Below are 17,088 nucleotides of genomic sequence, written 5' to 3'. Positions count from 1 at the left end.
AATTAAAATAATTACATATATTTGCCTACGCCAATTTCAACTACGCTAAAAACACTCATACCTTATTAAGTACAAAGTGTTTAATTATAAAAAAACCAGTCACATATTCTTACACTAATACAGTTATTTAAGAATTAGCAATAAAAATTTATATATATAATGTTCGAAATTTCTGAACTAAAAGCAAAAACACTTGTAGAACTACAAGGAATCGCTAAAAAAATAGGATTAACTAAAACTAGTCAATTAAAAAAGCTAGATTTAGTTTATCAAATTTTAGATACTCAAGCCGTTGCACCTGCACCTGTCGTAGAGGAAAAGAAAGCGGAAAAGCCTAAAAGAAAAAGAGTTGCAAAAAAAGCAACTGCTAAAAAAACTACTTCTACTGAAAATACAGAAGAAACTCAAACAGCACTTCCTTTAGAAGAAAAGGAGACGCCTCCTCAAAAAGCGACTCCTGCTAAAAAAGCTCCTGTAGCTAAAAAAGTTACTAAAGAAACTAGTAAAGAAGAAAAAACTCCAGAAGCTAAAAAAGCTACACCTAAAAAGCAAGAAGGGAAGCCACAAGAACAAAAGAAACAAGAAGGGAAAAAAGAAGAGGGAAAACCTACTGGTAATAATAAGCAGCGCAATCAACAGCAACAGCAACAACATAAAAATAAAAACAGAGATAAAAATAACAGGAACCATAATAAAAGTGGCAATCGTTACCGCGATCCTGATTTTGAATTCGATGGCATTATAGATAGTGAAGGTGTTTTAGAAATGATGCCTGACGGGTATGGTTTTTTACGTTCCTCTGACTATAATTATTTGTCGTCTCCTGACGATATTTATGTTTCACAGTCTCAAATCAAATTATTTGGATTAAAAACAGGAGATACCGTTAGAGGAAATGTGAGACCTCCTAAAGAAGGCGAAAAATATTTTCCATTAATCCGTGTATCAAAAATTAATGGACTTAGCCCTAATATTGTTAGAGATCGTGTTTCTTTTGAACACTTAACGCCTCTTTTTCCTAATGAAAAATTTAATTTAGCAGAAAAGGGGAGTTCGCTTTCTACGAGAATTATCGATTTGTTTTCTCCTTTAGGAAAAGGGCAACGTGGAATGATTGTAGCCCAACCTAAAACGGGTAAAACAATGCTATTGAAAGACGTTGCTAATGCCATCGCTAAAAACCATCCTGAAGTATATCAAATTGTATTATTAATTGATGAACGTCCTGAGGAAGTTACTGATATGCAACGCAGTGTTCGTGGTGAAGTAGTAGCTTCTACTTTTGATGAGCCTGCAGAAAAACATGTGCGTGTGGCCAATATTGTATTGGAAAAAGCAAAACGTTTAGTAGAATGTGGGCATGATGTAGTCATTCTTTTAGATTCCATTACCCGTTTAGCAAGAGCATATAACACCGTTGCTCCTGCCTCTGGAAAAATTTTATCAGGAGGTATTGATGCCAACGCATTACACAAACCTAAACGATTTTTTGGAGCAGCTCGTAATATAGAAGGAGGTGGCTCTTTAACCATTATTGCAACTGCTCTAACAGAAACTGGCTCTAAAATGGATGAGGTAATCTTTGAAGAGTTCAAAGGTACTGGTAATATGGAACTACAATTAGAGCGTAATATTGCCAATCGTAGAATTTACCCTGCTATTGATTTGATTAAGTCAAGTACGCGTCGTGATGATTTACTATTAGATCCGAAAACAGTGCAACGTATGTGGGTATTGCGTAAATACTTAGCTGACATGAACCCTATTGAAGCAATGGAATTTATTAATGATCGAATTAAATTTTCTAAAAATAACGATGAGTTTTTAATTTCTATGAACGGATAAAAACAACATCAAGAATATTAATAAAGGCTCGCAAAATAATATTGCGAGCCTTTTCTTTTTTCCTTTTCAAATAACGAACATAATCTATTCTCTTCCAAAAGGAGCCTCGATAGAGTACGCAGGGGATGTAAACCACCTTGGCCCTTCGGAAGTTATGTAAATATGATCTTCATGACGGATTCCAAACTTATTGGGCATACAAATCATAGGCTCATTACTAAAGCACATCCCTACCTCTAAAGTTGTTTCGTCATTTTTAACCATGTATGGATACTCATGAATATCTAAACCTATTCCATGCCCCGTTCTATGTGGCAATCCTGGTAATTTGTAATCAGGCCCTAACCCATGTTTTACTAATACTTTTCTGGCAGCAGCATCTACATCAGCAGCAGTATTCCCTAATTGAGCGGCATCAAAAGCTGCTTGCTGTACTTCTTTTTCAATATTCCAAATAGTACGCTGCTCTTCGCTAGCCTCTCCAAACACATAGGTTCTTGTGATATCTGAAATATAATGATGTAGTACACAACCTGTATCAATTAATACTACTTCATTTTCTTCTAGGTTTTTAGGCGATTTTACACCATGTGGAAAAGAAGAATCTACTCCAAATAATACGATACAGAAATAAGAGCCTGATGGAATCCCATGTCTTTTATGAGCTTCATCAATAAAATCAACTACCTCTTTAGTACTGATACCTACCCTCAATATTCTTGCAGCTGCTTTTTGTACCTCCATCGTAATATCCATTGCCGCTTGAATAATGGCTATTTCATTTTTTGACTTCACCATTCTACATGCTGCCGTAATTGGCTTAGCATTGATTAAAGCATAAGTATTTTGTACCTTATTTATTCCATCAATAACAAAAAAAGGTGTGGTTTCATCTACCATTATTTCTCCCGATCTCACATTGTTTTGATGTAAAACTGTAATAAAAGCTTCATAGGGACTTTCATGTTCTTCCCAACAAGAAACGGCTCCTTCTATAAGCATAAAATCCAATATGGTTCCTTTTTCAAATGCTGGAGCTATGTACACCACCTTTCCGTCTGGAAATAAAACAGCCCCTACCATACGTTCACTCGGATTCCACCTAGTTCCTGTAAAATAAAATAAGTTAGTACCCGCATGCACATACATAGCTTGTACTTCTTGTGCCTTCATCAAACGAGCAGCTTTCTGTATCCGCTCTTTAAACTCCTCTTTTTGAATGGGTTGAACAGCATTCTTATTTGCTTTAATTTTATTTAATTCTTCCGCTATGGTTGCGCCTCCAATTCCTATCATTTTTTTTTATTTTAATGGATATATTTTTACTCCTTCTCCTAACCAATCTTGCAATTTTGCATATATTTTTTGTTGATTTTCTTTTGAAAAAGACGCTATTCTTGTTCCATGATGCCCTTCTTTTAATACCATCTTTAAGGCATCTACTGTTGGTTTTGGAGTTGGAGCACAAGCTCCCCATGGATCATATTCTCCATAGATATAAAGAATTTGGTTTCCTTGATTCTCTATGTAATTTCTAACTTCTTTTATATATTCAGGATTGTATGTTAAATCAACTCCTTTAGGAGCAAAACGGCTATTAGAAGTATTTTTTACAATTTTTAGCAAGTCTTTTACCGGAGTAATATCGAATCCATAATACCCTAATTCTTTCATATGTTGGTAAAAAGATGGCAAATATCGTTTGTAACCATTATCACTATAAAAATCAACTCCTACAATAGCATTTATATATTCAAATAGTTCTTTTGCCGTTGCTTTTTCTCCAGGGATATTTTCACATTGAGCATTCCACTGCCAAAATGAGAAAGGCAACTCAAGTACTGCATACTCCAGCGCTTCCTCTATATTAACTTCTGTAAAATGCATCTTATTTTTTTTAGCAAATGCTTGCATTTCATTTAGTACTTCTTTTCGTTGCTTCAATGCATTTCGCTGTACTTTTTTAATTGCTTTCCTACAAGCTTCAGTTCCTATTGTATCAATTAAATCATTTGTTCGTACATCTTCCACTCCATTAATCAATGGAGCCACATAAGGCACTGCCACATCTACATCTTTAGGGTATTTTGCTTTGTAAATTAATGTAGTTTCTCCTCCCTTACTAATTCCAGATGACAACCATTTTCCTTTGTATAATGTTTTTAATTTGGTTACTATTCCGTGATAATCTTCTATAGCATTGTCATTCGTTAAATATTGCCAAGGAATGCTATCAGGTCGTGATTTCCCATACATACGGTATTCTACAATAACTTGATTTCCTTTTAATAGTTTACTCAATTCAGTTGTTCTATTACTTGATGAGTATCCATCAGTAATCAATACAGTAGGTTGCTCATAATTAGCATGAGAAACATACATATAATGTTTAAATGTTCCTGCCGATGCATCTTTAGGATTTAATTTTTCTTCAAGGACTACTTGATATGCTTCTGTAAAATGATCTTTTGCTGCTATAGAGTCAATACTAGCTTTTGGAAACAATATGGTTAGCTGTTCTTTAAAACTCTTTAAAGTTTCTTTTTTAGGGGAATTTTTACACGAAATTATTCCGAGTAAGATTACAATCCACAAATGTTTAATACAATTCATTACTGTTTTTTTAAGCTCCTAAATATACTCGCTCCAAAAAACACCTACCAATACAATATTAATCACAATTTATACAATATTATTAAGTAGTAGATTACAGTAAATGATGCTATATAAAAAAATACTACTTTTAAAGTATCAATATTGAAATGCATTACCCTAAATACAATTAAGATGGACTATCATTCAATTAAAATATCTACAAAACAAGCAGAAAAAATTTTATTTGACCTTTACAATATTAAAGGAAGTGCTTCTGAACTTCCTGGAGAAGTTGACTTTAACTTTAGAATTAAAACAAGTACTTCTGAAAGCTATATTCTAAAAATAGCTCGCCCAGAAGAAGATACCGCATATTTAGATTTTCAACAGCAATTATTACAATTTATTGAAAAGAATGGCCATCATTTAACAGCTCCTAAAGTAATTCATGATAAAAACAACTCTCCTATTGCTACCATGGTTGATGCTTATGGGCATACTCGAAAAGTGCGATTACTTACTTGGATAACGGGTAGAGTTTGGAGCAATGTAAATCCGCAATCTGATCAACTACGTAATAGTTTAGGAGAGCAATGTGGTTTATTAACAAAAGCTTTACAAGGTTTTGATCATCCAAAAGCACGCAGAATGTTTGTTTGGGATATTAATCAATCACTGTGGACGACTGATTATCTTCATTTGTTTACTTCTTCAGAACAACAAATTATCACGAAATTTCAAAAACAATTTCAAGCGGCTCAAAAAAGTTATTCCCAACTTCGAAAAGGAGTGGTACACAATGATGCTAACAATCATAATGTTATTGTTTCTAAAGATGTTTTATTTCCTACTGTAAAGGCTGCTATTGATTATGGAGACGCTATTTATACGCAAATCATAAACGATTTAGCAATTTGTTGTGCCTATGCAATTATGCATCATCATGACCCTCTAGAAGCTGCTTTACCTATTGTGAAAGGCTATCATACGCATTTTCCTTTGCAAGAAAAAGAACTAGAACATTTGTACGTAGCAATTGCTATGCGATTGATTATTACTGTAACCAAATCTGCCATTAATAAAATCAAAGAGCCTGATAACCACTATTTGTTAATTAGTGAGAAACCTGCTTGGGAAGTCTTGAAAAAATGGGATCTAATTCACCGTGAATTTGCTACTTATTCTTTTAGAACGGCTTGTGGTTTTTCAGGTCATCCCAAGCAAAACGATTTTCAAACATGGGCTGCTACACAAAAATTTACACTTTCTGATTTATTTCCTAGCATTGCTCAAAATGAGGTTACTCATTTGGATTTAAGTGTTTCTAGCAAATGGATTGGGCATCAAGAAGACTTTAATAATTTGGATCTTTTTCAATTTAAAATTGCGCAACTTCAAAAATCAGCTCCTCAAAAAATTATTGCGGGTGGATATTTAGAACCTCGTCCTTTATATACTGCTACTACTTATGATAAGGTGGGCAATAAGGGGAGAGAAAATAGAAGTATTCATTTAGGAATTGACTATTGGTTACCCGCTAGAACCCCTGTTCATGCGCTACTCGACGGAGAAGTAGTAATTGCAGTAAATGATGCTGGTTATAAAGAATATGGAGGCCTTATTGTTTTAAAACACTACACCTCTACTGTTGTGTTTTATTCTTTGTATGGTCACTTATCTGTTGCTAGCGTTGCTAAGCACCGTGTTGGCGATGGTATTAAAAAAGGGCAAAAAATAGCCGAATTAGGAATGGTTTCTGAAAATGGGCATTGGGCACCTCATCTACATTTTCAACTCATGCTTTCTCTTTTTGATTATACAAAAGATTTTCCAGGAGTTGCTTATTTTAGTCAAATTGAAACATGGAAAAGCATTTGTCCTAACCCAAATTTATTATTTAAAATCAGTGATTTAGACCCTGCAAAAACACCAACAAATGACGAACTAATTAATTATAGAAAGCAACACTTAGGTAAAAGCTTAAGCTTGCAATACAATACGCCTATCAAAATGGTTCGTGGAGCTGACCAATATTTAATGGATCAATACGGTAAGAAATATTTAGATACGGTAAACAATGTTGCTCATGTAGGCCACGAGCATTACCAAGTTGTTAAAGCTGGTCAAGAACAAATGGCGCTTATTAATACCAATTCGCGTTATTTACATGAAAACATAAACATACTTGCCAAAGAACTCTTAGAAACATTACCTCCTCAACTAAATGTATTACACTTTGTTAATTCTGGTAGTGAGGCTAATGAGTTAGCTATACGAATGATGAAAGCTAGTACTGGAGAACGTGATATTATTGCTAGTGAAGTAGGCTATCATGGAAATGCAAATATGTGTATTGATATTAGTTCTTATAAATTTGATGGGAAAGGCGGACAAGGAGCTCCTGAGCATACTCATATTTTTCCTTTACCCGATACTTTTAGAGGTAAATACCGAGGTAAAGATGCTGCTAAAAAATATATTGAAGAGGTTCAAAAGCAAATTGATTTAATTCATAGCAAAGGACGTGGTGTTGGCGCTTTTATCATAGAACCTATTATTAGTTGTGGCGGACAAGTAGAGTTGCCTGAACACTTTTTAGCAGAAGTTTATACTAAAATTAGAGCTGCTGGAGGTATTTGCATTTCTGATGAAGTACAAACAGGTTGCGGTCGAATGGGCAAAACTTTTTGGGGCTTTCAATTACATCAGGTAATTCCTGATATTGTAACCATTGGTAAACCATTAGGTAATGGGCATCCTATTGCTGCTGTAGCTTGTACACAAGAAATTGCTAATAGCTTTGCCAATGGTATGGAGTACTTTAATACTTTTGGTGGCAATCCTGTATCATGCGCTATAGGCGCGGAAGTTCTTAAAGTAATAAAACGCGAAAAACTTCAAGAAAATGCATTGGATGTTGGCGAGTTCTTAAAAACTAATTTAAAAAAGCTTGCAAAAGAGTTTCCTATTATTGGTGATGTACGTGGTGAAGGGTTATTTTTGGGTATTGAATTGGTAACTGCTAACTTAACCCCACTACCCGATCAAACTGCATACTTGGCTAACCGAATGAAAGAGCATGGTATTTTAATGAGTACTGACGGTCCTGATCATAATGTCTTAAAAATAAAACCTCCCCTTGTATTTACCAAAGAGAATGCCACTGAATTGCTATGGTATTTACGTAAAATATGCCAAGAAGATTTTATGAAAATAAAGATATAGTACTGTTTGAAATTACCGAAACAAAAAACATGCACTCTTTTTTACTGTGCTTAAAGAGCTCATTTATTTTTTTAACAACTAATTTTTCATTGGAATCTAAAAGCTTAAATGAGTTCTTATAGAAATTTTTAACTTTTCCTTATACCTGCAAATAATTGTCTTATTTCACCCTAAATTTTCGCTTCAAAACAAAAAGTTAGAATCACTTCATATTTCAGCTACTAATAAGCAAAAAAATCGCCTTATTTTTTTTAAAATAAATTAAAAACCGTAACTTTGAATCGCTGAGATTTGCTCAGTAAAAAATTGAATAAACCCCAACTAATTTATAGTTATACAACTGTAAATTCAAAAGAAAAAGTCACATGAAAAATTACTATTACCTCCTTCTTTAGGAAAAATATTGCTAGCTATTTTTTACAAAAAACAACGTAGCTGATTGACCTTATATCATTTTTACAATGCCCTTAGCGGAGTAAAAAAATTGCACTTTTAATTTAGTCACTAAGAATATTAAAACAGCATGCTTGATAATTCTGTTTCTTATTCTAAGCATAAAAAAGTGGAGACCAGAACCCACTTAAATAAACGGGGTGGAACCGAAAAACCTTACGAGTAGGAAATCTAAACACAATAAAAAAATGAATTGGTATTTAAAAGTATTACGACAGTATGCAGACTTTAACGGCAGAGCAAGAAGACAAGAATTTTGGATGTTCGCATTGTTCAACTTTATTTTTGCTTCCATAGCAATAGCAATAGACTATGCGTTAGGTTTTATTGGATTTAGCCCTATCTATGGAATATATTCTCTAGGAGTTCTTATTCCTAATATAGCGCTAAGTATAAGACGACTTCACGATATTGGAAAAAGTGGATGGCTTTTATTACTTGCTTTCATTCCTTTAATTGGAGGAATTTACTTATTAATTTTATTTGCTACTAATGGTGATTCTGGCAACAACGAATATGGAGCTGACCCAAAGACTGAAATTGTATAACCATATTTCATAAAGGGAAATAAACAACAACGCCATTGCAAGTATGCTTTTAACCTTGCAATGGCTTTTATTTATCATGTTATTCACACGTTCGAATTTTATAAAGTTAGCTCCTTTAATTTAAGACTTCATTGCTTTTTCAAACTGAGCAATTAATTCCACTATATCTGCATCATTATATTTACGAGAAAAGTGCACTGGAATTGCTTTTTCAACCTTGCATTCACTCATTATCTTTCCCGACATTGAAGCATAACTATGGTAGTTTTTTTCTGCAAAAGCCTTGTCTTCATCTTTATAAAAACATTCGATATACACCTCATCACACCCCAAATACTTGCTTTTAATTTTCTGATGATTTTCTATACTTGCTGCATGATCCATTATGACTCCTACCCGCTTTCCTTTTTCAACAGCTATCATAAAAAACAACTCTTTTGAAAGATACGTTTTTCCTCCAACTTCAATAGGCTTCATGGGCTTATTCATTTCATAAGCACGTTTTAAATCTCCCACCCATTGCCCACCGTTCATCCCTTCTGGCAAAGAAATTTTAACCTTATCTTTTGCCTTAAATAAATAAGAAACTACAGCTGTTTTATGATTTAAGATTTCAAATTCAACCACAAAATCTTTTTCTTCAAACACTTGAAGGCTCTTGTAACTCTCCTCTTCTTCCTGCTCCCAAAAAGGCGGATTTAAAGTTACCTTCCTTATCATGTTGCCTTCTTGTATTTCTCTAACTTCATAAGATATTGCTCCTTTCTCAATCAAATTCCAACAATAACTTTTTATATTACTTTGAACTTGATTGATAATTCCTTTTGGTCCGCACACTACCACTTTTTTACCAGTCCCTATTTGATGCCTTAAAATAGTACCAAAGTTTATAAAATGGTCAATATGGGTATGGCTAATAAAAATAGCGCTGGTATCCTGACATTCTTTTACCGTTAACTCTTTAGCCTCTCCACAATCACATATATAATTAAATGAATGATTTGCTACCTTTATTAAAATGCAAATATCTTCTTTTCGACTACTTTTTATTTCAACATTAAACATGATTACTAGATGGTGTTATTGAGCATATGATACATCGAAGCGACTTCAACTTTTTCTAATACCTGCAAATTGGTCTTATTTTACTCTAAATTTTCACTTCAAAACAAAAAGTTAAATTCGCTTCATCATAAAGCCCTCTCTATTTATAAATTTGAAAATTAATGGTACACATCGTTATTAGGCACTTCCTAAAAATAAGTAGCTTTTAAATTTTTAAAAGCACTTCTATTTTCTACTTTTTTTTAAGGTAACTCCTCTTCCTCCATACAAATATACACTCAGTATATTAAATTCTTTCTCCATCACTTCAATTTTTATAGCATACTTTTTTGCTGTTGCTTCCAAGCTTTTATTAAGCTGTCGTTGAAGACGAATAGCTATCATTGCAATGATTAATGTAACAGCAATTAATACCCCTACAATTGATAGTTCTATCGTTTTTATAGTTTCATAAACTTCATATTCGTAGCTTCTTCCTGCTATCAAAAAGTTATGTATTAAAACCAGTACTGGAAAAGCTACAAATATAATCATGGCATAACCTTCTATATTAGAATACTTTTCATATATTTCTAACTGCTCTGCTACTAATTCATTTGGTACCTTTTCTGTAATCTCTAAAGTTTTTACTTCTCTGTTTTCTATACTTTCCATAGTTTATTCATGTATTTATATTCTTTTTTTATACCAACTCTTATGAGTACTTCCACTAATTTTTTATTGTAATTATGCACGTTTTTCTTATGTACACTAATGAAGCTATGCTTCGCCTACCTCATTTCAATACATGAATCTGCAATTCGTTTTTCCTTCCAGATCAATGCGCAAATTTCTACCATCAGCTCTTCTTCCTCTCTCATTCTTACAAACTTTTCTTTTTCTAACATATTTATTTTTTTTTATAAAACGCCCAATTTTTTATCAATATGATACAGTGCTTCATTTTTGATTCTCTTACCTACATAAACAATGCAAATTTTATTCATTTTTCTACAGATTATTGTAAAGCCATCTTTTCCTTTATCAATTTGCTTAATTGGTAAAATAAGATTTACGCATTCACTTCTCTTATATTGATTGGTTACAGTTACGACTATGAGTAATTGCGTGGTTTAGCACTTAACTACAAGCACACACTAAGTTGGAAATTCTCCAGGAAGTTCTAAAGCAAGTGAGAACAAGTAATTACTTATAGCCATTGTTATAAATTGCTTTTATTTCTTCGAAACTTTTTTTATTTTTCTACTTAATTTTTTTATGTGCTTTGATTTTATTCTGTAAGAAAGCCCCATAATATAATCTCTGTAGATTATTTCTCCAGTTTTTGAATTTACCACTTGCAAAAACCTTTCTGTATTCATTCTGACATATCTTAAATAATAAAACTCTTCATTATTCAATATTTTATTACTTATTTCTTCTTCTGATATTATTTCATATCCATAATCATATTTTCTGAAAATATCTTTAATGTTTTCATCATCTTCTTCGCTGTCCTGCCCCATCCAACCACTATACTTAATGGTCATATATGAGGGAATGTAAAGTTTGTTATTAGTTAATTTTTTAAGTTCAGGTAAATAATCATCCTCATACATCCAATAGATATCTTCATTTTTTATGAGATTATTTATTTTTTGAAAGTAATTCTTTAAGAAACCTGGCTTGTAATTAAAAAATACATCATCAGTGAATAAAGAATTGACAATTTTGCCTATATCTGATGATAAAGAAGTACGTATAAAATCATCTTTAGGAAAGATATAAAAGCGAGCAATATTTGATGAATTTTTATTTATAATATCTTGTTTCTTTTTCTTCCTTTTTTTAGGTGATAATTTCTCTAATTTTTTAAAAATTGCATCACTATCATATATTTTGAAGTCAATATATGTAAATAAAGAAGTACTTCCTCCTCCAGACCTCTTTAATCCGGCTAATTGAGCAACCGAATATTTACTACTTAGGTAATTTTCAATTTCGAAACTTTCTAAGTCAACTACTTTATATGGAGTAACGTTCCATGAGTCTTTTAGTATTTTTTCATATACTTCTTTTTCGTATATATTTGATAATAAAAATATTGTTTCTGTATTTTTAAATTTTTCTAATACTCCTTTTTTAAATTTTTTTGATTTACCTACATGTCTTCGACCAACCGAAACTTGAGAATAGCTTTGAAAAGCAATTAATAATAATAGTAGTACTTTTAATTTCATATTTGATTTGTTTAAATAATTTATAATTATTGGCTGTAAAAAATATATCGGCAATCCTTTTTTGAAGTGTTTCTTTTATAGCAACATTACTCCTGTTCTTTTTCAAATACACTGCGTCTATTCTTCTTTGAACCAATTTTACTGTATCATAAATACCCTTTGTATCTGCAATCTTGTTTTTTTTATATCACTGCAAAAGCATAGCATCCTTACAGTCAATAAGACTCTTTCTTCTTTCATTTATTTTTTTAGTGAAAACAATATTCTCTTCACATTTGGTTCAAAATTACTAAAAAAAAAACCTTTTTATTTCGCATTTCTAAAAATAAAAAGGGCGTAAAAAAGTAACCTCCTGATTTTCATGCTCTTTTTTTTATTAAATCGTAAAAACACTTAGCTAAATTCTCGTAGAATTACGTAGAAAACAATCCTAATTTTACACCTTCTATTCCTTGCCATCACTAGAATTGCTTCGCTTTTCTTAATACTTATAACTACCAACCGAACTCAAACGACCAATAAGTTATAAATCTGCATCAATTTTACACCAATTTTTCTCTAGAAATATTGATACCTACTTTAAAAAAGCATCTTATTTTACGCACTTGGCTAAGGTACTCTTTTTTTTAAAAACAGAAACAATATTCTACAAAAAATATTACTATTTACGTATAAACACGCTATTTTGCATCCGTATTTATACCAGAGACAACACAAACACCTACAAAACAACTGTTTACACCTAAAAACACTTGTTTTTAGAATTTTGTTTTTACAATTGTTTTTAGATATATTTGAACTGTATAAAAAAACTGTTATCAATTCTCTTTACTTATTAAAGTGTTCTTAAAACATATTTCTCTTTTAAAAGCTTTTTAAATGGTATTGGGTATAAAATTAAAAAAATGCGTATTGCTGCTAAATTATTTATTGGAAAAGAAGAAAGAGACCTGCATTATACGGATTTAGATTACGAACGTATGGTTCGTGCTACAGGAAGGCCTGCTACTGAAACTTTAGGTGGATTTGTTAGTGTTTGCTTTACCCCTAGAGGTGATGAAGATTTCTTTTTAAAGTGGATGGCTGCGGATAGAATGAAACATCCAGAAATTCCTTATCCTAGAAACCTCTACACTTTAAAAAATGTGAATATTGTTTTTTATAAAGATGATTCTCATGAAGAGGTATTGTTTGAATACAAGCTTAATGATTGTACTTGCATACTTTATAAAGAGTATTTTAGCTATATATATGGTATGGAGGCTTATGTAGTGTTTTCTGCTGCTATACAGCATTATAAGGGGGCTTACCCTCTTATAAAACCATGGAGAGAAAACTTTACGCCTCATAGCTACGAGGCTCCTCAACCTAAAAAAGTACGTAATCCGCGTATTTTAAATGGGTATTGGTCTAAAAACAAAGACAGCAAACAACTTATCAAAAAAGCCAAACTGGGAGATACCGTATATTTTCATATTGAAACCCAAGATATTGACAATGGCGAGCAACTGCATTGTAAGCTTTACGATTTAGATGTGTTTATTTTTGATTATTTTGATCCTGACGACAGTAAATTCAATCAAAAGGAAGTAGATAGAAAACTGCAGGTACAAAATAACAAAGCTGTTATTTCTTTACAGTTACAAGAAACTTGGGAAGAAAACTTAAAAAAAGACACTGCTTATGATATTGAGTTGTATTGGCGAGTTTCTTACAAACAACAAACCAAGCATTTGCCTATAAATAAAAGTACTTATTTAGAGGTAGAGTTTTCTGACAGAACGCTTTATTTTAAACCTCCTATTGCAGGGCATAATTTACCAGAATTAATTGCTCCTGATGGAAGTCCTATTTTGATAACGGTATTAACTGAGGAAATTCAAGAAAAAGTAAAAGACAAAATTACTAGTAAGGTGAAAAGTTCTTTAAAAAGTGGGGCTTCTAAACTTACCAAAGCAGTTAATTCTAAAATACATACAGCAGTAACAAACGTTGCTTTAATCAAATTAGAAAAAGGTTTTTTAGTAGATAATACGGGAAAAATTCATACTAAAAGAAGAACCTTATACGAAAAAAAAGAACGTATATTTGGAACAGAAACCATTGTTAAAAGAGGTAAAAATTTTACAAGTAGTAAAAATTCTACCAAATATATTAATCAAGCGCAATATTTTGCTACTAACGGAAAACAAGTAGAAATCTTAAATGCATTGCGTATCAATCCTATAATGAGTGTAGATGCTGCCGAGGAAACATTAGGCCATTTATTTGGTTTGGTTAATTTTTCAATGATGAGTTTAGAAGAAATAACAGCTAGCCCTCTTAATTTTCCTGATTTTTTATTGAAAGGTTTATTGGCTGAAAGTGCTCTTATAAGCGTTGGTTTGTGGGTAGAATTTTTAAATCACTTGGCTTTAAAACAACATACTGAATTAGAGGCTATGGTAGATACCATTTTGGAAGAGAAATTAGCAACCGCTAAAACAAATGGTTTGGAGGCTGTTAGAACTTTTTTACAAACCTATGATACGGATTATAATTTAATGGCTATTTCTAACCAAACTCTTGCGAAGTTACTTGCTGGGAGGTTTAAAACTTTTGAAGAACTTTTAGATTTTGAAGACATCTTAAAAAATAGAAATAGCTCTAACAATCAAGTTCTTTATAGAAATATAGAAAACAACGTAAGAGAAGAATTATATATAATTGAAACCATATTTATCAATGAATAAAATAAGCCTATTTACATTATTCACCATCTTATGTTTATCTGGATGTAATTCAAATAAACATACAATCGAGCTTACCCAACTAACAACAACCTATCCTATTATTTTATATATGAACAAAGAATATAATGAAGTTGTTCGGATTAAATTCCCTTTAAAAGTTCAGTTAACAAACAATTCTTATAGCTCTAAAACATTTGCAAGCATTCAATACAAATATTTACCTTATGAAAAAGGAATTGGGAATCCGTTATATATTGAAAAAAACAATACACTTATAAGAATAAAGCAAGCTACCAAAAAGTACCTAGCTCCATTAGAAAAAAAGGAATATATTATTTATACAAGACATCGTATGGATACTAGTAAATACATACAACAGCAATTCAAACCCTATATAGACATGATGATGGCTAAAAAAACAGATACTTTAACCATTGGTACGATCAATCAATTCAAACAAAAACACAGGAAACTATTACTTTCTTTAACAAAACAAGACCGTATTTATATAAATATATGGAAAAGTAAAAATGATATTAGCATCCCTGTAAAATGGTAGCCTCACACTTAACATAGTTATTAACCAAATAAATTAAATTAGCAACCGCTAAAACAAATGGTTTGGAGGCTGTTAGAACTTTTTTACAGACCTATGATACGGATTATAATTTAATGACTATTTCTAACCAAACTCTTGCGAAGTTACTTGCTGGGAAGTTTAAAACTTTTGAGGAGTTAAATAAATTTAATATTCAAAAAGATCTATCTGAAACGTCTTCACTAATATTATATCTAGAAATTTTGAATCAAAACCGAAGCGAATATATTTATATAATAGAAACCATATTTATCAATGAATAACTATTTTACAATACTTCTTTTATTTCTTTTTATTACTTGCAAAACGGTAAAAAGAACTATAATAATAACTCAAAAAGAAACAATATTACCTGTATATGCCTTACTTAGCAATGACACACAAAGAATTATTAGATTGTGTTTTCCGATAAAAGTTAATCTCAAAAACACTTCCTCAAGCGAACAATCATTCATCAAAATAAACTATCAATATAATTCAATTACTACTCCAATAGGTAACTTCATTAAATTATATAAAGAGCAAAATAAAGTTTTGGAAAAAATTTCCAATAATAAGAAAAAGACGCTCTTTCCTAAAACAAATAATAATTATGTTCTTTACACCCTTCACTATATTTCCAAAAAGACTTCTTCTTCAAAAAAGCTTCAAACTTACACTAATAAAATGCTCACCACAAATAAAGATACTTTACATATTGGTACGGTAACTGAATTTCGACAAAAACACCCTAAGTTATTTCAACAGCTTACCAAAAACGATCGTATTTCTATACAATTTTTAGAGGGTAAAAAATTAGGAAAACCTATTAGCATACCTGTAACATGGTAATATAACAGATTCTATAGTTGTCAATGAATAGATTTAAAATAATCACACTATCAATAACCATCTGCCTTATTGGTTGTAAATCAAGCAAAGGCAATCTAGAAGCCACACTATTGGAGTCACAACAAAAAGTGGTAATTCTTCTAAATAAAAAATATAAAAAAATAGCTTTAATTGAACTCCCTTTAAAAGTTCAGTTAACAAACAATTCTTATAGCTCTAAAACATTTGCAAGCATTCAATACAAATATTTACCTTATGAAAAAGGAATTGGGAATCCGTTATATATTGAAAAAAACAATACACTTATAAGGATAAAGCAAGCTACCAAAAAGTACCTAGCTCCATTAGAAAAAAAGGAATATATTATTTATACAAGACATCGTATGGATACTAGTAAATACATACAACAACAATTCAAACCCTATATAGACATGATGATGGCTAAAAAAACAGATACTTTAACCATTGGTACGATCAATCAATTCAAACAAAAACACAGGAAACTATTACTTTCTTTAACAAAACAAGACCGTATTTATATAAATATATGGAAAAGTAAAAATGATATTAGCATCCCTGTAAAATGGTAGCTTCACACTTAACATAGTTATTAACCAAATAAATTAAATTAGCAACCGCTAAAACAAATGGTTTAGAAGCTGTTAGGGCTTTTTTACAAACCTATGATACGGAGATACGGATTATAATTTAATGGCTGTTTCTTAATAAAACCCTCGCTAAACTCCTAGCTGGTAAGCTAAGTTCCTTGGAAAAATTAAAAGACTTAAATAAAAATATACCATAAAAACAACAAAGAACTTCTTATTAAAATAATAAAAGACAATATTACAGGTGAAAAGTACGTCATAGAATCTATATTCATAAATAACTAAACTTAAAATATGAGCAAAAAAATATACTTAATTTTCGCTACACTACTTTTTTTAAAATGTTCAAATGCACAAAATGAACTTTCT

General features: G+C 31.4%; 12 protein-coding genes. 7 read left to right on the top strand and 5 right to left on the bottom strand.

Annotated features, from left to right (window positions below):
- Positions 1–159: 159 nt before the first annotated feature.
- The gene (rho, locus tag MARIT_RS03445; protein ID WP_100210771.1) at positions 160–1,845 is read left to right on the top strand and encodes a transcription termination factor Rho; all 1,686 of its coding nucleotides are present in this window, start codon (positions 160–162) and stop codon (positions 1,843–1,845) included.
- 84 nt (positions 1,846–1,929) lie between these two features.
- Here the strand turns inward: rho and MARIT_RS03440 are convergent, their stop codons facing one another.
- Together MARIT_RS03440 and MARIT_RS03435 are read right to left on the bottom strand one after the other, a co-directional pair.
- Positions 1,930–3,141, bottom strand: a complete 1,212-nt coding sequence (locus MARIT_RS03440; protein WP_024741116.1) for a M24 family metallopeptidase — start codon at positions 3,139–3,141, stop codon at positions 1,930–1,932.
- A 6-nt stretch (positions 3,142–3,147) separates the two neighbouring features.
- On the bottom strand, positions 3,148–4,458 hold the full coding sequence (locus MARIT_RS03435; protein ID WP_100210770.1) for a S28 family serine protease: 1,311 nt from the start codon (positions 4,456–4,458) through the stop codon (positions 3,148–3,150).
- 174 nt (positions 4,459–4,632) lie between these two features.
- Between MARIT_RS03435 and MARIT_RS03430 the strand changes: the two genes are divergently transcribed.
- Both MARIT_RS03430 and MARIT_RS03425 read left to right on the top strand, forming a co-directional pair.
- Positions 4,633–7,665, top strand: coding sequence for an aminotransferase class III-fold pyridoxal phosphate-dependent enzyme (locus tag MARIT_RS03430; protein WP_100210769.1), 3,033 nt, complete (start codon positions 4,633–4,635; stop codon positions 7,663–7,665).
- 641 nt (positions 7,666–8,306) lie between these two features.
- A complete protein-coding gene (locus MARIT_RS03425) occupies positions 8,307–8,666 on the top strand; it encodes a DUF805 domain-containing protein (protein ID WP_024741113.1) in 360 nt (119 codons plus the stop codon).
- Positions 8,667–8,786: 120 nt separating this feature from the next.
- Here MARIT_RS03425 and MARIT_RS03420 read toward each other — a convergent pair whose 3' ends face one another.
- The 3 genes from MARIT_RS03420 to MARIT_RS03410 form a co-directional block, all read right to left on the bottom strand.
- Entirely contained in the window at positions 8,787–9,731 is a 945-nt protein-coding gene (locus tag MARIT_RS03420; RefSeq protein ID WP_100210768.1) for an MBL fold metallo-hydrolase, read from the bottom strand.
- A gap of 225 nt (positions 9,732–9,956) precedes the next feature.
- A complete protein-coding gene (locus MARIT_RS03415; protein WP_100210767.1) occupies positions 9,957–10,385 on the bottom strand; it encodes a hypothetical protein in 429 nt (142 codons plus the stop codon).
- A gap of 560 nt (positions 10,386–10,945) precedes the next feature.
- Positions 10,946–11,950, bottom strand: a complete 1,005-nt coding sequence (locus MARIT_RS03410; protein WP_100210766.1) for a hypothetical protein — start codon at positions 11,948–11,950, stop codon at positions 10,946–10,948.
- 905 nt (positions 11,951–12,855) lie between these two features.
- Here MARIT_RS03410 and tssD point away from each other — a divergent pair.
- The 4 genes from tssD to MARIT_RS03385 all read left to right on the top strand — a co-directional run bounded on the left by tssD (position 12,856) and on the right by MARIT_RS03385 (position 16,701).
- The gene (gene tssD, locus MARIT_RS03405) at positions 12,856–14,682 is read left to right on the top strand and encodes a type VI secretion system tube protein TssD (protein WP_100210765.1); all 1,827 of its coding nucleotides are present in this window, start codon (positions 12,856–12,858) and stop codon (positions 14,680–14,682) included.
- Positions 14,675–15,241 carry a hypothetical protein gene (locus MARIT_RS03400; protein WP_100210764.1) on the top strand — a complete coding sequence of 189 codons (567 nt, stop codon included), beginning with the start codon at positions 14,675–14,677 and terminating at the stop codon, positions 15,239–15,241. The genes tssD and MARIT_RS03400 overlap by 8 nt, the downstream gene beginning before the upstream one ends.
- Positions 15,242–15,535: 294 nt before the next feature.
- Complete coding sequence (locus MARIT_RS03390) at positions 15,536–16,111, top strand: hypothetical protein (RefSeq protein ID WP_100210763.1); 576 nt, start codon at positions 15,536–15,538, stop codon at positions 16,109–16,111.
- Positions 16,112–16,221: 110 nt separating this feature from the next.
- Positions 16,222–16,701, top strand: a complete 480-nt coding sequence (locus tag MARIT_RS03385; protein ID WP_100210762.1) for a hypothetical protein — start codon at positions 16,222–16,224, stop codon at positions 16,699–16,701.
- The last annotated feature ends 387 nt before the right edge of the window (positions 16,702–17,088 follow it).

The organism is Tenacibaculum maritimum NCIMB 2154, from assembly GCF_900119795.1.
GTDB lineage: Bacteria > Bacteroidota > Bacteroidia > Flavobacteriales > Flavobacteriaceae > Polaribacter > Polaribacter maritimus.
The sequence above is the reverse complement of the archived record's forward strand: the minus strand, read 5'-3'. Positions and strand labels throughout refer to the sequence as shown.

What these genes read in the sequence shown, in the direction of transcription:
- MARIT_RS03400 (WP_100210764.1), top strand. Translation starts at nt 14,675, where the DNA reads ATGAATAAAATAAGCCTATTTACATTATTCACCATCTTATGTTTATCT.
- MARIT_RS03390 (WP_100210763.1), top strand. Translation starts at nt 15,536, where the DNA reads ATGAATAACTATTTTACAATACTTCTTTTATTTCTTTTTATTACTTGC.
- MARIT_RS03435 (WP_100210770.1), bottom strand. Translation starts at nt 4,458, where the DNA reads ATGAATTGTATTAAACATTTGTGGATTGTAATCTTACTCGGAATAATT.
- MARIT_RS03430 (WP_100210769.1), top strand. Translation starts at nt 4,633, where the DNA reads ATGGACTATCATTCAATTAAAATATCTACAAAACAAGCAGAAAAAATT.
- MARIT_RS03415 (WP_100210767.1), bottom strand. Translation starts at nt 10,385, where the DNA reads ATGGAAAGTATAGAAAACAGAGAAGTAAAAACTTTAGAGATTACAGAA.
- MARIT_RS03420 (WP_100210768.1), bottom strand. Translation starts at nt 9,731, where the DNA reads ATGTTTAATGTTGAAATAAAAAGTAGTCGAAAAGAAGATATTTGCATT.
- tssD (WP_100210765.1), top strand. Translation starts at nt 12,856, where the DNA reads ATGCGTATTGCTGCTAAATTATTTATTGGAAAAGAAGAAAGAGACCTG.
- MARIT_RS03425 (WP_024741113.1), top strand. Translation starts at nt 8,307, where the DNA reads ATGAATTGGTATTTAAAAGTATTACGACAGTATGCAGACTTTAACGGC.
- MARIT_RS03410 (WP_100210766.1), bottom strand. Translation starts at nt 11,950, where the DNA reads ATGAAATTAAAAGTACTACTATTATTATTAATTGCTTTTCAAAGCTAT.
- MARIT_RS03440 (WP_024741116.1), bottom strand. Translation starts at nt 3,141, where the DNA reads ATGATAGGAATTGGAGGCGCAACCATAGCGGAAGAATTAAATAAAATT.
- rho (WP_100210771.1), top strand. Translation starts at nt 160, where the DNA reads ATGTTCGAAATTTCTGAACTAAAAGCAAAAACACTTGTAGAACTACAA.